The 14196-nt window shown below is 69.3% G+C and carries 15 protein-coding genes; 7 read left to right on the top strand and 8 right to left on the bottom strand.

Going from position 1 to position 14196, the window contains the following annotated elements; translation table 11 throughout:
- Positions 1–26: 26 nt before the first annotated feature.
- The 4 genes from LPH33_RS16980 to LPH33_RS16965 form a co-directional block, all read right to left on the bottom strand.
- On the bottom strand, positions 27–1817 hold the full coding sequence (locus LPH33_RS16980) for an acetyl/propionyl/methylcrotonyl-CoA carboxylase subunit alpha (protein ID WP_016696124.1): 1791 nt from the start codon (positions 1815–1817) through the stop codon (positions 27–29).
- Between the two features lie 120 nt (positions 1818–1937).
- Positions 1938–3434 carry a condensation domain-containing protein gene (locus LPH33_RS16975; protein WP_229565199.1) on the bottom strand — a complete coding sequence of 499 codons (1497 nt, stop codon included), beginning with the start codon at positions 3432–3434 and terminating at the stop codon, positions 1938–1940.
- A 7-nt stretch (positions 3435–3441) separates the two neighbouring features.
- Complete coding sequence (locus LPH33_RS16970) at positions 3442–3855, bottom strand: SufE family protein (RefSeq protein ID WP_016696122.1); 414 nt, start codon at positions 3853–3855, stop codon at positions 3442–3444.
- Complete coding sequence (locus LPH33_RS16965; RefSeq protein WP_016696120.1) at positions 3852–4745, bottom strand: sulfurtransferase; 894 nt, start codon at positions 4743–4745, stop codon at positions 3852–3854. The genes LPH33_RS16970 and LPH33_RS16965 overlap by 4 nt, the downstream gene beginning before the upstream one ends.
- A 62-nt stretch (positions 4746–4807) precedes the next feature.
- On the opposite strand from LPH33_RS16965, the gene LPH33_RS16960 reads away from it, so the two are divergent.
- Positions 4808–5224, top strand: coding sequence for a group III truncated hemoglobin (locus tag LPH33_RS16960; RefSeq protein WP_160874289.1), 417 nt, complete (start codon positions 4808–4810; stop codon positions 5222–5224).
- A gap of 13 nt (positions 5225–5237) precedes the next feature.
- On the opposite strand, the gene LPH33_RS16955 is transcribed toward LPH33_RS16960, so the two are convergent.
- The 3 genes from LPH33_RS16955 to LPH33_RS16945 all read right to left on the bottom strand — a co-directional run bounded on the left by LPH33_RS16955 (position 5238) and on the right by LPH33_RS16945 (position 8025).
- Positions 5238–5900 carry a Maf family protein gene (locus tag LPH33_RS16955; protein WP_088897690.1) on the bottom strand — a complete coding sequence of 221 codons (663 nt, stop codon included), beginning with the start codon at positions 5898–5900 and terminating at the stop codon, positions 5238–5240.
- A gap of 1 nt (position 5901) precedes the next feature.
- Positions 5902–6228: an acyl-CoA carboxylase subunit epsilon gene (locus LPH33_RS16950; protein ID WP_088897691.1), complete on the bottom strand. Its 327-nt coding sequence runs from the start codon at positions 6226–6228 to the stop codon at positions 5902–5904.
- Positions 6229–6384: 156 nt separating this feature from the next.
- The gene (locus LPH33_RS16945) at positions 6385–8025 is read right to left on the bottom strand and encodes an acyl-CoA carboxylase subunit beta (RefSeq protein ID WP_016694905.1); all 1641 of its coding nucleotides are present in this window, start codon (positions 8023–8025) and stop codon (positions 6385–6387) included.
- A 116-nt stretch (positions 8026–8141) separates the two neighbouring features.
- Here LPH33_RS16945 and LPH33_RS16940 point away from each other — a divergent pair, with 116 nt between their 5' ends.
- From LPH33_RS16940 to LPH33_RS16925, 4 genes are all read left to right on the top strand, one after another.
- Positions 8142–8987, top strand: a complete 846-nt coding sequence (locus LPH33_RS16940) for a biotin--[acetyl-CoA-carboxylase] ligase (RefSeq protein ID WP_016694904.1) — start codon at positions 8142–8144, stop codon at positions 8985–8987.
- Positions 8988–9042: 55 nt separating this feature from the next.
- A complete protein-coding gene (locus LPH33_RS16935) occupies positions 9043–9606 on the top strand; it encodes a PH domain-containing protein (RefSeq protein ID WP_145693318.1) in 564 nt (187 codons plus the stop codon).
- 75 nt (positions 9607–9681) lie between these two features.
- Positions 9682–10365 (top strand): response regulator transcription factor, encoded by a 684-nt coding sequence (locus LPH33_RS16930; RefSeq protein ID WP_026061725.1) that lies wholly within the window; start codon positions 9682–9684, stop codon positions 10363–10365.
- 10 nt (positions 10366–10375) lie between these two features.
- Positions 10376–11683: a sensor histidine kinase gene (locus LPH33_RS16925; protein ID WP_016694901.1), complete on the top strand. Its 1308-nt coding sequence runs from the start codon at positions 10376–10378 to the stop codon at positions 11681–11683.
- A gap of 36 nt (positions 11684–11719) precedes the next feature.
- Here LPH33_RS16925 and LPH33_RS16920 read toward each other — a convergent pair whose 3' ends face one another.
- Positions 11720–12253: a GtrA family protein gene (locus LPH33_RS16920; protein WP_088897693.1), complete on the bottom strand. Its 534-nt coding sequence runs from the start codon at positions 12251–12253 to the stop codon at positions 11720–11722.
- 155 nt (positions 12254–12408) lie between these two features.
- Between LPH33_RS16920 and LPH33_RS16915 the strand changes: the two genes are divergently transcribed.
- The gene (locus LPH33_RS16915) at positions 12409–13683 is read left to right on the top strand and encodes a 5-(carboxyamino)imidazole ribonucleotide synthase (RefSeq protein WP_160874287.1); all 1275 of its coding nucleotides are present in this window, start codon (positions 12409–12411) and stop codon (positions 13681–13683) included.
- The gene (gene purE / locus LPH33_RS16910) at positions 13676–14188 is read left to right on the top strand and encodes a 5-(carboxyamino)imidazole ribonucleotide mutase (RefSeq protein ID WP_019288515.1); all 513 of its coding nucleotides are present in this window, start codon (positions 13676–13678) and stop codon (positions 14186–14188) included. The genes LPH33_RS16915 and purE overlap by 8 nt, the downstream gene beginning before the upstream one ends.
- Positions 14189–14196 lie beyond the last annotated feature (8 nt).

Here is a 14196-nt window from a genome sequence, read left to right as displayed (position 1 = left end):
TACTCGAGCGTCGCTCGAGCGGCGTCCTACTTGATCTCGGTGAGCACGGTGCCCTGGGTGACCGCGGCACCCGGCTCGACCGCCAGGCCGGTGACGACACCCGCCTTGTGGGCGTTGACCGGGTTCTCCATCTTCATGGCCTCGAGCACGGCGATGAGCTCACCCTCGGCGACCTCCTGGCCCTCGGCGACCGCGACCTTGACGACGGTGCCCTGCATGGGTGCGGTCACCGCGTCGCCCGACGCCTTGCCCGCGCCGCCGCCACCGCGCTTGCGGGGCTTCGGCTTCTTGCGGATCGCGCCGGCACCGCCGCCGTTACCGCCGAGCGAGAACTGGCCGGGCAGCGACACCTCGACGCGGCGTCCGCCGACCTCGACGACGACGTTCTGACGCGGCAGGGCCTCGTCCTCGTCCTCGATCGGGGCACCACCGGTGTACGGCTCGATGGTGTTCTCCCACTCGTTCTCGATCCACTTGGTGTAGACGTCGAACTTCTCGCCGTCGCCCACGAAGGCCGGGTTCTCGACGATGTGGCGGTGGAACGGGATGACCGTGGCCAGGCCCTCGACCTCGAACTCGGCCAGCGCGCGGGCAGCGCGCTGCAGCGCCTGCTCGCGGGTCTCACCGGTGACGATCAGCTTGGCGAGCATCGAGTCGAACTGACCGCCGATGACGTCGCCGGCGACGACGCCCGAGTCGACACGCACGCCGGGGCCCGTGGGCTCCTTGTAGACGGTGATCGGGCCGGGGGCGGGGAGGAAGCCGCGACCGGCGTCCTCACCGTTGATGCGGAACTCGAAGGAGTGGCCGCGCGGGGTCGGGTCCTCGGTGAGTTCGAGCTTCTCGCCGTTGGCGATGCGGAACTGCTGACGCACGAGGTCGATGCCGGCGGTCTCCTCGGTGACCGGGTGCTCGACCTGCAGACGAGTGTTGACCTCGAGGAAGGAGACGGTGTCGCCCTGCACGAGGTACTCCACGGTGCCGGCGCCGTAGTAACCGGCCTCGCGGCAGATGGCCTTGGCGGAGTCGTGGATGCGCTTGCGCTGCTCGTCGGTCAGGAACGGCGCGGGGGCCTCCTCGACGAGCTTCTGGAAGCGGCGCTGCAGCGAGCAGTCGCGGGTGCCGGCGACGATGACGTTGCCGTGCTGGTCGGCGATGACCTGGGCCTCGACGTGGCGGGCCTTGTCGAGGTACTGCTCGACGAAGCACTCGCCGCGACCGAAGGCGGCGACGGCCTCACGGGTGGCCGACTCGAACAGCTCGGGGATCTCCTCGATGGTCTGCGCGACCTTCATGCCGCGTCCGCCACCGCCGAAGGCGGCCTTGATCGCGACCGGCACGCCGTACTTCTTGGCGAACTCGACGACCTCGTCGGCGTTCTTGACCGGGTCCTTGGTGCCGGCCGCCATCGGAGCCTTGGCGCGCTCGGCGATGTGGCGGGCGGTGACCTTGTCGCCGAGGTCGCGGATGGACTGCGGCGAGGGGCCGATCCAGATGAGGCCGGCATCGATCACGGCCTGGGCGAAGTCGGCATTCTCGGAGAGGAAGCCGTAGCCGGGGTGGATGGCGTCGGCGCCGGACTTGGCCGCGGCGTCGAGGATCTTGTCGAACACCAGGTAGGACTCGGCCGAGGTGTTGCCGCCCAGTGCGAACGCCTCGTCGGCGAGCTTCACGAACTGTGCGTCTGCGTCCGGTTCGGCGTAGACGGCGACACTGCCGTAGCCCGCGTCCTTGGCGGCTCGGATGACCCGCACAGCGATTTCGCCGCGGTTCGCGACGAGCACCTTCGTGATCTGCGCGCTGGCATGACTGGGCACGGAGCCTCCTGTTGATCGATCGTTAGGTTATTTCCGTCGACGGGCAGTCTAAGCGCCGATCGGATCGACGATGTAACCGGATGCCCATATACATTACGGCGGCCGTTCGAGCGCACAATGCTACTCACCGGTAGGTGGGACTGCTGCCGTTTCCGGCCGCGCGATCCACGGCCCACCCACCGCGACCTCGTGCATCAGTTCGCGGGTGCGCGTGAGAAGGCTCGGGACGTTCTCGCCCGCGACCGTGTTGTCGGGGAATCGCGCCGACATGTTCACGCCCTCGGGCGTGCGATTGATCCACACGTAGACGTCGTGGGTGAAGCTGCGGCTCCGCAGCGCCTGGGCGTTCCATTCGGGCCACTGGGCCGCCATCGGCACGAACCGCACGTCCATGTACGAGACGACGAAACGGGGCCGGATGGGCACGCCGAGGAGTTCACCCACCCGCACGAACGGCACCCGTGCGCTCGCGCGGGTGCGGTGCAGTTCATCGCCGGCCCGCATCGCCAGGGTCTCGAAATCCGTTGTGTCCGTGAGCTTCAGATCGATCGGTCGCAGGCCGACGAACCAACCGAGCGAACCCGCCCAGATCGGCCCGGCGCGGGTGTGCGCGGGCGCGACGGTCCGGAACCGGTCCGCGCCGGTGAACTCGGCCGTCGCCCGGCCGAAACACGCCAGCACGCCGGCGAAGAAACCCGTCCCGGCGCGTCGGCAGCATGCGGCGAAGGCGCTCGCCTCGTCGTCGTCGAACCAGCGTTCCGACAGTCGCTGCTGGGGTGTGGCGTGTGCGGGTCGCGCACCGATCGGGAGGGGGAAGGCGGGCGGTTCGCCGCCGCATTCGGTGAGGGTCCGCCGCCAGATCTGCACGGCCTCGTCGTCGTCGTCGAGATGCGCGGACTCGTCGCGTTCGGCGGCGCCGAAATCGATGTAGCTGCCCACCGGGAACAGGTCGGCGGCGCGACCGGTGCGCTCCTCCTCGTAGAGCGCCGAGATCTCGTGTGCCACGAGCACCACGGAGTACCCGTCGATGATGGAGTGGTCGGCGCCGAAGAAGACCGTGAACCGATCGTCGGTGTCTTCCGTGCCGCCTGTACCGGCTGTGCCCGTCGTGCCGCCTGTACCGGCTGTGCCGTCCGGATTCCCGTCCGGTGTCCGCTCGAGCGTCGCGAAGACGTAGGACGGCCACAGATGCGGCGTGGTGTAGTCGTCGAACAGACCGAGCAGGTGGTCGTGGATGGTGTCGGGATCGGCGGGATCGTGCCGGATGGGTCGCACCGACACCCGGCCCGGGGGAGCGGTGCGCCGCACCAGACCGCCGCCGCTCTGCTCCTCGTCGAGGTGCGCGTGGCTGCGCAGCGGTTCGTGCCGGTCGATCCAGCGCTGCAGGGTCCGCCGGAACCGCTCGGTGTCGAGCGGCCCGGGGACCTCGAAGGCTGTGCCGAGCCAGGAGTCGCGGCCCCCGCCGTACCGGACCCCCGAGGTGCGCCTCAGATGCGCCTCGTGGATGTACGAGGCGGGGCGAGGGTCCTCGCGCCAGTCGTCCTCGGCCGCACACGGCAGCCATTCGGTGAGAACACCCGGGGGGATCCGGTAGTCGGCGAGCTCGGTGAACTCCATGACCGCGTCAGGTTCGGAGGTGCCGCTTGATGCGCGTGAGCATTGCGCTCATCCCTCGCAACCGCAGCGGGCTGACAGCCTCGGCGAGCCCGAGCGACGCGTAGAAGTCGTCGGGCACGTCGAGGATCTCCTGCGCGCTCAGACCGTCGAGTCCCTGCTGCAGGATCGACGCGAATCCGCGCGTGGTCGGCGCTTCGGCGGGTGCGCTGAAGTGGAGCTTCACCCGAGACCGGTCGGAGGCGTCGACGGACAGGAACAGCGGCGACTGGCACTCGGGTACCGGTTCCATCGCCGCCTCCTCCAGCTCCTCGGGAAGGGGCGGGAGTTCGCGGCTGAACTCGAGCAGCAACTGCAGCTTGTCCTGACCCTCGACGGCGGCGAAGTCGTCGACGATCTCGGCGAGCGGGGCGGGGATGCTCATACGGCCGGCACTTCTCCGGGCTCGTCGCCCTTGACGATGGGCACGCGGACGGCGTTGCCCCACTCGGTCCATGAACCGTCGTAGTTGCGCACGTTCGAGTAACCGAGCAGGTAGGTGAGGACGAACCAGGTGTGGCTCGAGCGCTCGCCGATCCGGCAGTAGGCGATCACGTCGGCGTCCTGGTCGATGTCGCCGTAGATCTCCTCGAGCTCGGGCCGCGCACGGAACCGGCCGTCCGGCGCCGCTGCCTTCGCCCACGGGATCGACACCGCGGTGGGGATGTGGCCACCGCGGAGGGCGCCCTCTTCCGGGTAGTCGGGCATGTGGGTGCGCTCGCCGGTGTACTCCTGCGGCGAGCGCACGTCGACCAGCGGGCCCTTGCCCAGGTGCGCGAGGACGTCGTCCTTGAACGCGCGGATCAGCGCGTCGTTTCGCTCGACGACCGGGTAACCGCTCGTCGTGGCGACGGGGATGTCGAGGGTGGTGTCGCGGTTCTCGGAGATCCACGCGTCGCGGCCACCGTCGAGCAGGCGGACGTCCTCGTGCCCGAAGAGAGTGAAGACCCACAGCGCGTAGGCGGCCCACCAGTTGGACTTGTCGCCGTAGATGATCACGGTGTCGGTGCGGCGGATGCCCTTGCGATCCATGAGCGCGGCGAACTGCTCGCCGTCGATGTAGTCGCGGGTGACGGGGTCGTTGAGATCGAGATGCCAGTCGATCTTCACCGCACCGGGGATGTGCCCCACGTCGTAGAGAAGGACGTCCTCGTCGGACTCTACGACCTTCACTTCGGGATGGCCGAGATGAGCGGACAACCACTCCGTCGACACGAGACGGTTGGGATCGGCGTATACCGCGAACGAAGGGTTGCTATCGGGTGCGACGGGCACATGGGCTCCTGAGGCTGTGGTGGCAGGTGCGCCGTCGATTCTAGGCGGTACCGTGACGGGACGTGACCCGCAGTGACACCCACCCCGACCGGCCGGCCCCGGTCGAGCTCGCATCGCGGGAGCACATCGACCTGCTCGTCCGGCGGTTCTACGAACGGGCCCTCGACGATCCCGTGCTCGCGCCGGCATTCGACGTCCTCGCCGTGGTCGGACTGGGCGACCATCTGGTGGTCGTCGGCGACTTCTGGGAGCAGATCCTCTTCCGCACGACCCGCTATCGCGGAGCATTCGTGCCGGTGCACCGGGCGTTGCACGGACACCACGGACTGACCCCCGCCCGGTTCGAGCGGTGGTTGCAGTTGTGGTGCGGGACCGTGGACGAGATGTTCCACGGTGTGGATGCCGAGCGCGCGAAGGCCAAGGCCGAGGCGATGGCGGGCTCGTTGCAGAAGACCCTGTACGGCGACCCGAGCCGATAGTGCCGGGTACGGCTCAGTTCTCGAGCGCCTCGACGGGGATCGCGGCGTTCTCGGCCCACAAGCGTGCGACGGAGATGCCGATTTCGGCGAGAAGACGCCGCACCAGCGGGAGCCCGATGCCGATCACCGACGACGGATCGCCCTCGATGCCCTCGACGAACCAGCCCCCGTGACCGTCGAGTGTGAAGGCCCCGGCCACCTCGAGCGGCTCACCGCTGTCGAGATACGCCTCGAGCTCCTCGTCGGTGGGGGTGCCGAAATGCACGACGGTGCCGCTGTGGTCGGCGGCCTCCGCGACGACCTCGTCGTCGCGGATACGGAGCACGGCATGGCCCGTGAGCAGCTCGCCGCTGCGGCCGGCCATCGTCCGCCAGCGCTCGCGGGCCGCCTCGACGGTGCCGGGCTTGCCCTGCAGAGCGCCGTCGACCAGCAGCATCGAGTCGCAGCCGATGACGACGGCGTCGCGCAGCTTCTGCTCGCGCAGGACGGGCAGGATGTCGGTGGCCTTGGCGCGGGCCAGCTCGGTGACGACCTGCGCCGGTGGCGTGCCGGGGCCGAGGGACGCGATGAGTGCGTCCTCGTCGACCTCCGACACCTGCACCAACGGCTTCACGCCCGCCGCGTGGAGAACCGCGAGGCGGGCGGGTGAAGCCGAGGCCAGGACGAGCCGGGGCATGTCAGCCGCGGTTCGGGTACGAATACGGCGAGAACGGCGCCCACTGCCGGTGCATCCGCGTCGGATCGCCCCAGGTCTCGGGCGGCCGGGTGTCGACCACCTCGTCGCCTGCCGACGCAGCGGCAGCGGCGAGCACGGCGACGAGAGCTGCGATCTCCTCGTCGGCGGGGTTGCCCTTGACGATGCGGATGGCGGCCGCGGTCTCAGCGACCGCGGTGCTCTCCTGGGCGGCTTCGGTCGCGTCGTCGGCGGCCGTGGCCTCGGCCGCGGGCGACTGCTCTTCGACCTCGAACTCGGTGATGATCTTGTCCTCTGCCGTCGCTGTCACAGGGCACCCCCCGGGTACGCGTCCACACGGGCATCGGATGCCCACCGGGTCGCTGTCATGTCGATCCCTCTCTCGGGTTCATCGCACGTCGTCGGCGACGTGCTACGCCGTACGGTCGCGGCAGGACCGAGCTGAGCCCGGTCCTGCCGCCGAGCGTCACAGCGGAATGTTTCCATGCTTCTTCGGCGGGAGCGAAACCATCTTCCGCTCGAGCAGGCGCAGCGCGGAGACGATCTGACCGCGCGTGTGCGACGGCGGGATCACCGCGTCGACGTAACCGCGCTCGGCGGCGACGTACGGGTTCACCAGGGTGTCCTCGTACTCGTTCTGCAGTTCGAGGCGCAGCGCGTCGACGTCCTCGCCGTTCTTGGCGGCCTCGAGCAGGCGCTTGCGGTAGACGAAGCCGACGGCGCCGGAGGCACCCATGACGGCGATCTGCGCAGTGGGCCATGCAAGGTTGACGTCGGCACCCATGTGCTTGGAACCCATGACGTCGTACGCGCCGCCGTAGGCCTTGCGGGTGATGACCGTGATCTTGCCGACGGTCGCCTCGCCGTAGGCGTAGAGCAGCTTGGCGCCGCGGCGGATGATGCCGTTGTACTCCTGTTCGGTGCCGGGCAGGAAGCCGGGGACGTCGACGAGCGTGATGATCGGCACGTTGAACGCGTCGCAGGTGCGGACGAAGCGCGCAGCCTTCTCGGACGCGTCGATGTCCAGGCAGCCGGCGAACTGCGTGGGCTGGTTGGCGACGATGCCGACGCTGCGGCCGTCGACGCGACCGAAGCCGACGATGATGTTCTTGGCGCGCTCGGCCTGGACCTCGAGGAACTCGTCGTCGTCGAGCAGGCGACGGATGACCTCGTGCATGTCGTACGGCTGGTTCGGCGAATCCGGGATCAGCGTGTCGAGCTCGATGTCCTCAGCGGTGAGGGAGTCCTCGATCGCACCCTCGATCGGGTCGCTCGGGGCGAGACGCGGCGCAGCGGCCTGGTTGTTGCTGGGGAGGTAGGACAGCAGGTCCTTGACGTAGTCCAGGGCATCCTGCTCGCCGTCGGCGACGTAGTGCGCGACACCCGACTTGACCATGTGGGTGTGGGCGCCGCCGAGGTCCTCCATCGTGACGTCTTCGCCGGTGACGGTCTTGATGACGTCGGGGCCGGTGACGAACATCTGGCTGGTCTGGTCGACCATCACGACGAAGTCGGTGAGTGCGGGGGAGTAGACGTGACCACCGGCCGCGGGGCCCATGATCAGCGAGATCTGCGGGATGACACCGGAGGCCTGCACGTTGCGGTGGAAGATCTCACCGTAGAGGCCGAGGGAGACGACACCCTCCTGGATGCGCGCGCCGGCGCCCTCGTTGATGCCGATCAGCGGACGGCCGGTCTTGAGGGCCAGGTCCATGACCTTGACGATCTTCTCGCCGTAGACCTCGCCGAGGCTGCCGCCGAAGACGGTGGCGTCCTGGGAGAAGACACAGACGTCGCGGCCGTCGATCGTGCCGTAGCCGGTGACGACGCCGTCGCCGAGCGGACGGTTGTCGGCCAGGCCGAAGTTGGTGCTGCGGTGGCGAGCGAGGGCGTCGAGCTCGACGAACGATCCTTCGTCGAGGAGCGCCTGGATGCGCTCGCGAGCGGTCAGCTTGCCCTTGGCGTGAACCTTCTCGACTGCGGCCTCACCGACCGGGACGCGGGCCTGTGCTTGACGGTTGCGCAGGTCGGCCAGCTTGCCGGCGGTGGTGTGGATATCGGGCGTACTCGCCGCCTCGGGCGCGGACGGCTCCTGGACAGTGGTCATGGCCAGTCAGCTTAGCGATCGTCATACAAGGCCGCTGCATCGAGGTCCCGAAGGCCGGACCACCGCTCCGGACCTACCGGCGGGTAGGTAGCGAAGGTCCACTTTAGGCTGTGTACATGGCATCCGACCGGCCCACGACCGATCTTCTCGCCCTCCGTACACCGCTCGACGAGGCGGCGCTGCGCGATGCCCTCGTCGGCGCCGAGCGCGAAGGCTTCTACACACGTCTCGACGTCGTCGCCGACACGGCGTCGACGAACGCGGATCTGCTCGCCGTCGCCGCGACCGGCGACGACCGTCGCGTGCTGCTCGCCGAGTTCCAGCACGGTGGCCGCGGCCGCCACTCGCGCACCTGGAACGGTGTTCCCGGCGCGCAGGTCATCGTGTCGGTCCTGCTGCGGCTGCCCGAGTGCCCGCTGCAGAACATCGGCTGGCTCCCACTGCTGTGCGGCATCGCCGCCGTCGACGCCGTGCGATCCGTGACCGGTGTTGCGGCGCAACTGAAGTGGCCCAACGACGTCCTCGTCGACGGGCGCAAGCTCGCCGGGATCCTCGTCGAGGTCGCGGCCACCTCGCCGGTGCCCACGGTCGTCGCGGGGATCGGCATCAACGCCACCCTCGGGCGCGACGAACTGCCCGTCCCCACCGCCACTTCGCTGCTGCTCGAGGACGCCACCGAACTCGATCGCACCCCGCTCGCGCAGGCACTGCTCGCCGGCTTCGGCGACCGGATCCGGGCGTGGGCCCGCGCGGGATGGGACACCGCCGAACTCGCCGCGGCCTACCGCGAACGGTGCAGCACGGTCGGGCAGCGTGTCCGCGCGATCCTGCCCGGCGACACCGAACTGCACGGCGTCGCGACCGACGTCGACGACCAGGGACGGATCGTGATCCGTCCCGACGGCGGGGGAGAGGCCGTGGCGGTCGCTGCGGGCGACATCACACATCTGCGACCGGTCTGAGCACCCTGCGACCGCTCGCATCGGTACAAGACCGACATATGCCATCGTGGGCGGTATGGGATATCCGGAGGACGCCCTCGCACCCGAGGAAGAGTTGCTGCTGCATCGGCATCCGCACTGGAAGTCTCTCGTGCTGCCGACGGCGACCTTTCTCGTGTCGACGATGGTCGCCGGTTTCCTGCTGGGACTCGTCCAGGCCCGGCTCGACGGCGCCGCCGCGACCTGGTGCGGTTTCGCCGTGGCCGCGGCGTGGATCGGCCTGGTCGGCTGGCGGTGCGTCCCTCCCTTCGTCGGGTGGCTCACCACGCACTTCATCGTCACCGACCGGCGCGTGCTCGTCCGCACCGGTGTGCTCACCCACACGGGTATCGACATCCCGATGGGCCGGATCAGCAACGTCCAGTTCCGGCACGGTCTCGTCGACCGGATGCTCAGGACCGGCACGCTCGTCGTGGTCTCCGCGGCGGACGATCCCATCGAGTTCGACGACATCCCCGACGTCCAGCAGGTGCATGCCCTGCTCTACCGGCAGGCCTTCGACGCGCAGGACCAGCGCCCCGACGACCGCCATACCACCCGCTATCGGCGCGACGAACACGAGCACCGCAAGGCCTGGTGACCGCGAGTCGCAGGTGTGCCGACACGACCCGCCGGTAATTCCGACAAAGCGAACCCCGATCCGTAGGCTGGCGTGGTGACTGCCGTTCTACTCGCCGAAGACGACGACGCAATCGCTGCACCGCTGTCCCGTGCGCTGGGACGCGAAGGGTACGAGGTGACCGTCGAGGACAACGGTCCGGCCGCGCTCGAACAGGCACTGTCGGGCAGGTTCGAACTGCTCATCCTCGACCTCGGCCTTCCCGGGATGGACGGACTCGAGGTGTGTCGCCAGATCCGGGCGAGCCGCTCCGATCTGGCCGTGCTCATGCTCACCGCCCGCACCGACGAGGTCGATTTCGTCGTCGGTCTCGACGCCGGCGCCGACGACTACGTCGGCAAACCGTTCCGTCTCGCCGAACTCATGGCGCGCGTGCGCGCGCTGCTGCGCCGGCGCGGCGGCCCGGAGAACGACGACGTCGTGGACGTCGCCGGGATCCGGCTCGAACGCGCCGCGCGCCGCGTCCTCGTGGACGGCTCCGAGGTGACTCTCGCCAACAAGGAGTACGAGCTCCTGCGCGTGCTGCTCGAGCACGCGGGGCAGGTCGTCTCCCGCGATGCGATCCTCGAGGAGGTGTGGGGCGACGCCGACCTGCGCGGTTCGAAGACGCTCGACATGCACATGTCGTGGTTGCGCCGCAAGATCGGCGACGAGGGACCGGCCGGGGAACGTCGCATCGCCACGGTGCGCGGTGTCGGTTTCCGGCTGAACACCGACTAGCGTCTCCGGCGTGCGCAGCCGCATCCTCAACGCCGTCCTGGCGACCGTGCTGCTCGTCGCGCTGTTGCTCGGCATCCCGCTCGCCTACACGGCGTTCCTGTTCGTCGAGGACACCGCCCGCCGCGACCTGCAGAACCGGCTCGAACGCATGGCCGACGAAATTATTGCCCAGGAGGGCACCGACGGATTCGTCGTCGGTGGCCTCGACACGAGCTCCCTGCGCCTGCTCGTTCCCACCGACGGGCGGGCCGTGGTGGTCTACCCGACGCCCGAGAACGTCGCGGCGCGCCTGGACATCGGCACGCCGGTGCTCGGGGCGTCGATCGTCGAGTCGTTGTCGATGGGGACGTCCGGCTCGCTGCTCATCGAGGTGCCCTCGGAGAGCATGCGCACCCTGCAGCAGCAGGTGCTCGCCGCGGTGAGCCTGCTGGTGCTGCTCTCCGTCGCGGCCGGAGCGCTGGTCGCGGTGGCGACCGCCCGACGACTCGCCGACCCGCTTCGCGACGTGGCGAACCGGGCGGCCCGCCTCGCCGAGGGCGACTTCCGCCCGGTGGCCCGGCGGCACGGCATCCCCGAACTCGACCGCGTCTCCGACGTGCTGGATTCGGCCGCCGTCGAGATCTCACACCGCCTGCAGCGCGAGCACGCGCTCGTCGGCGACGTCTCGCATCAGCTCCGCTCCCGGATGACCGCGATCCGGCTGCGGCTCGACGAGCTGTCCACCCACGACGATCCCGCCGTGGTGGAGGAGGCCGAGGCGGCCATGGCACAGGTGGACCGGCTGACCACCGCGATCGACGGCCTCGTGCGCCAGTCCCGCGACAGCAGCGCCGACCAGCGCACCGACGTGTCGGTGGTCGGCGAACTCACCGGTGTCGTCGCCGACTGGCGCGGCCCCTACGAGGAGGCGGGACGGGAACTGGTGCTGCGCGGCGACCCGTCGCTGCGGGCGGCGGTGACCGGTTCGCGGTTGCGTGAGGCGGTGGCGGTGCTCGTCGACAACGCGCTCGTGCACGGCGGTGGCACGTGTACGGTCTCGGTGCGGCAGGTCGCGACCCGCGGCGACGTCACGGTGTGTGTCGAGGTGGCCGACGAGGGGGAGGGCGTCAGCGACGAGGTCGCGCCGTACGTCTTCGACCGCGGCTTCTCCGGGGGCGGATCGACCGGGGTGGGACTGGCGCTCGCCCGCGCCCTCGCGGAGGCCGACGGCGGTCGTCTCGAACTGCAGCGACGCCGGCCCGCACTGTTCGCGCTGTTCCTCGGCGCGCCCCGCGATCGGGACGTCCCTACGCCGAACGGCACGCGCGAACCGCGCTAGACCTTCTCCCGGTCGGGCCCGGTCGAGATGCTCTGCTCAGGACCGGTCGAGCTGTTCGGTGGGTTCGTCGAGGGGAGCGTCCGGGACCATCTCCTCCGGGAAGACGAACTTCTTGAAGCAGTAGAAGCGGAAGATCATCTGGAGCAGGTTGCCGATGATGTACGCGCTGACGAAGTCGGCGATGTTCTCCGTCGCGAGGCTCACCTCGGGTACGCGCAGGTTGAAGACGTAACTCGAGATCCACAACGGGATGAACGAGAGCACTACCCCGATACCGCTGACGAAGAAGAACAGGAACGCCTCGTGGGCGCGCTCGCGGCCGCCGCGATTACGGAAGGACCATTCGCGGTTGAGGATGTACGAGCAGATCACCGCGACGACACCGGCGATGATCTTGGCGGTCACCGGCTTCTCGGACAGAACTGTGAGCTTGAGCGTGTAGAAGATCGCCGAGTCGATCACGAAGGTGGTGCCACCGACGATGGCGAATTTGATCAATTCGCGATGCCGGAGCAACAGCCCCCGGAAAGGCTGGGGAACTCTGCTCAACGCTTCATCGACGATTGTCACTTGGAGAAGTGTACGAAACGAAGATGTGAATTTCCGAAACCCGACCACACATGTCGGCATTCCCACACCGCCGCGCGGTCGGTGAGAGGTCCCTCGACGCTCGGCGGGGGAGCAGCGGAACGACGCCACGACATGCTGTGACACCATGGACAGCCGTGACAGGCAGACCTGAATCGTCCCCCAGATCCGACACGCCCCGCACCCTGACGACAAGCATGCCGGTCGTCACGATGATCGGTGGTGGACAGCTCGCGCGGATGACCCATCAGGCGGCGATCGCGCTCGGCCAGACGCTCCGCGTCCTCGCCGGGAGCGCCGACGAACCCGCCGCGCAGGTCAGCCCGAACGTGGTGCTCGGCAGCCACGACGACCTCGACGCCCTCCGCCGCGCCGCGACCGGCGCGCACGCACTCACGTTCGACCACGAGGGTGTTCCGACCGAACATCTCGAGGTCCTGCAGCGCGAAGGCGTCGCGGTACTGCCGCCCCCGCAGGCCCTGATCTACGCCCAGGACAAGATCGCGATGCGCAAGCGGCTCGGTGAGCTCGGCGCACCGATGCCGAAGTTCGCAGAGATCACCTCCGTCGAGGATGCCCGCGCCGCGCTCGACACGCTCGGCGATCCGTACGTGCTCAAGGCCGCACGCGGCGGCTACGACGGCCGCGGCGTGTGGATTCTCGACGACCACGCCGAACTCGAGCGGGTCGTCGCCGACCAGCTCGCCGCCGGTGTCCCGCTCCTCGCTGAGGAGAAGGTCGAGTGGACGCGTGAGCTGTCGGCGATGGTCGCGCGGTCCCCGTTCGGCCAGGGCGCGTCGTGGCCGGTCGTCGAGACCGTCCAGCGCGACGGCCAGTGCGCCGTCGTCATCGCCCCCGCCCCGAACCTGCCCGAGGACGTCGCCACCGCCGCCGAGCAGCTCGCGCTGCGCATCGCCGGAGAGCTCGGCGTCGTCGGTGTCATGGCGGTCGAGCTGTTCGAGACGCGCTCCGGTGAGCTGATCGTCAACGAACTGGCGATGCGTCCGCACAACTCCGGTCACTGGGGCATGGACGGTGCCCGCACCGGCCAGTTCGAACAGCACCTGCGCGCCGTGCTCGACTACCCGCTCGGCGACACGAGCCCGATCGCGCCGGTGACGGTGATGGCGAACGTGCTCGGCGCGCCCGAGGCGCCTGCGATGAGCATGGACGAGCGGCTGCACCACCTGTTCGCCCGGATGCCCGACGTGCACGTGCACCTCTACGGCAAGGGCGAGCGCAAGGACCGCAAGATCGGCCACGTCAACGTGCTCGGCGCGCCGTCCGGATCGATCGACGATCCCGAGTACGTCGCCGCCGTGCGCGAACGCGCGGAACGCGCGGCGCACTGGCTCTCGCATGCGGTGTGGACCGACGGTTGGAACGAACACACGGGAGAAAGCGGTGAGTGACGTGGCACAGGGTGCACAGGTCGGCCTGATCATGGGCAGCGACTCGGACTGGCCGACCATGCAGGCCGCTGCCGAGGCGCTGGTCGAGTTCGGGATCCGCTTCGAGGTGGGTGTCGTCTCGGCGCACCGCACGCCGCAGCGGATGCTCGACTACGCCAAGGACGCCGCCGGTCGCGGGATCAAGGTCATCATCGCGGGCGCGGGCGGCGCCGCCCACCTGCCCGGCATGGTCGCCTCGGCGACCCCGCTGCCCGTCATCGGTGTCCCGGTGCCGCTGAAGTACCTCGACGGTATGGATTCGTTGCTGTCGATCGTGCAGATGCCCGCCGGTGTCCCGGTCGCCACCGTCTCGATCGGCGGCGCCCGCAACGCGGGTCTGCTCGCCGCGCGCATCCTCGGTGCCTCCGATCCGGCGCTGCGCGAGCAGATGGAGAAGTTCCAGGCAGGTCTCGAGCAGATGGTGCTCGAGAAGGACGAGGCGCTGCGGCAGAAGCTGCTCGGCTGACGGAGCGG

Origin of the sequence: Rhodococcus sp. RDE2, from assembly GCF_020885655.1 — a bacterium.
Lineage (GTDB): Bacteria > Actinomycetota > Actinomycetes > Mycobacteriales > Mycobacteriaceae > Rhodococcus > Rhodococcus pyridinivorans.
This window is presented reverse-complemented; position numbering and strand designations above follow the sequence as displayed.

Excerpts from the sequence above, each read along its gene's own strand:
- LPH33_RS16975 (WP_229565199.1), bottom strand. The coding sequence starts at position 3,434 with ATGGAGTTCACCGAGCTCGCCGACTACCGGATCCCCCCGGGTGTTCTC.
- LPH33_RS16970 (WP_016696122.1), bottom strand. The coding sequence starts at position 3,855 with ATGAGCATCCCCGCCCCGCTCGCCGAGATCGTCGACGACTTCGCCGCC.
- LPH33_RS16955 (WP_088897690.1), bottom strand. The coding sequence starts at position 5,900 with ATGCCCCGGCTCGTCCTGGCCTCGGCTTCACCCGCCCGCCTCGCGGTT.
- LPH33_RS16945 (WP_016694905.1), bottom strand. The coding sequence starts at position 8,025 with ATGACCACTGTCCAGGAGCCGTCCGCGCCCGAGGCGGCGAGTACGCCC.
- LPH33_RS16940 (WP_016694904.1), top strand. The coding sequence starts at position 8,142 with ATGGCATCCGACCGGCCCACGACCGATCTTCTCGCCCTCCGTACACCG.
- LPH33_RS16935 (WP_145693318.1), top strand. The coding sequence starts at position 9,043 with ATGGGATATCCGGAGGACGCCCTCGCACCCGAGGAAGAGTTGCTGCTG.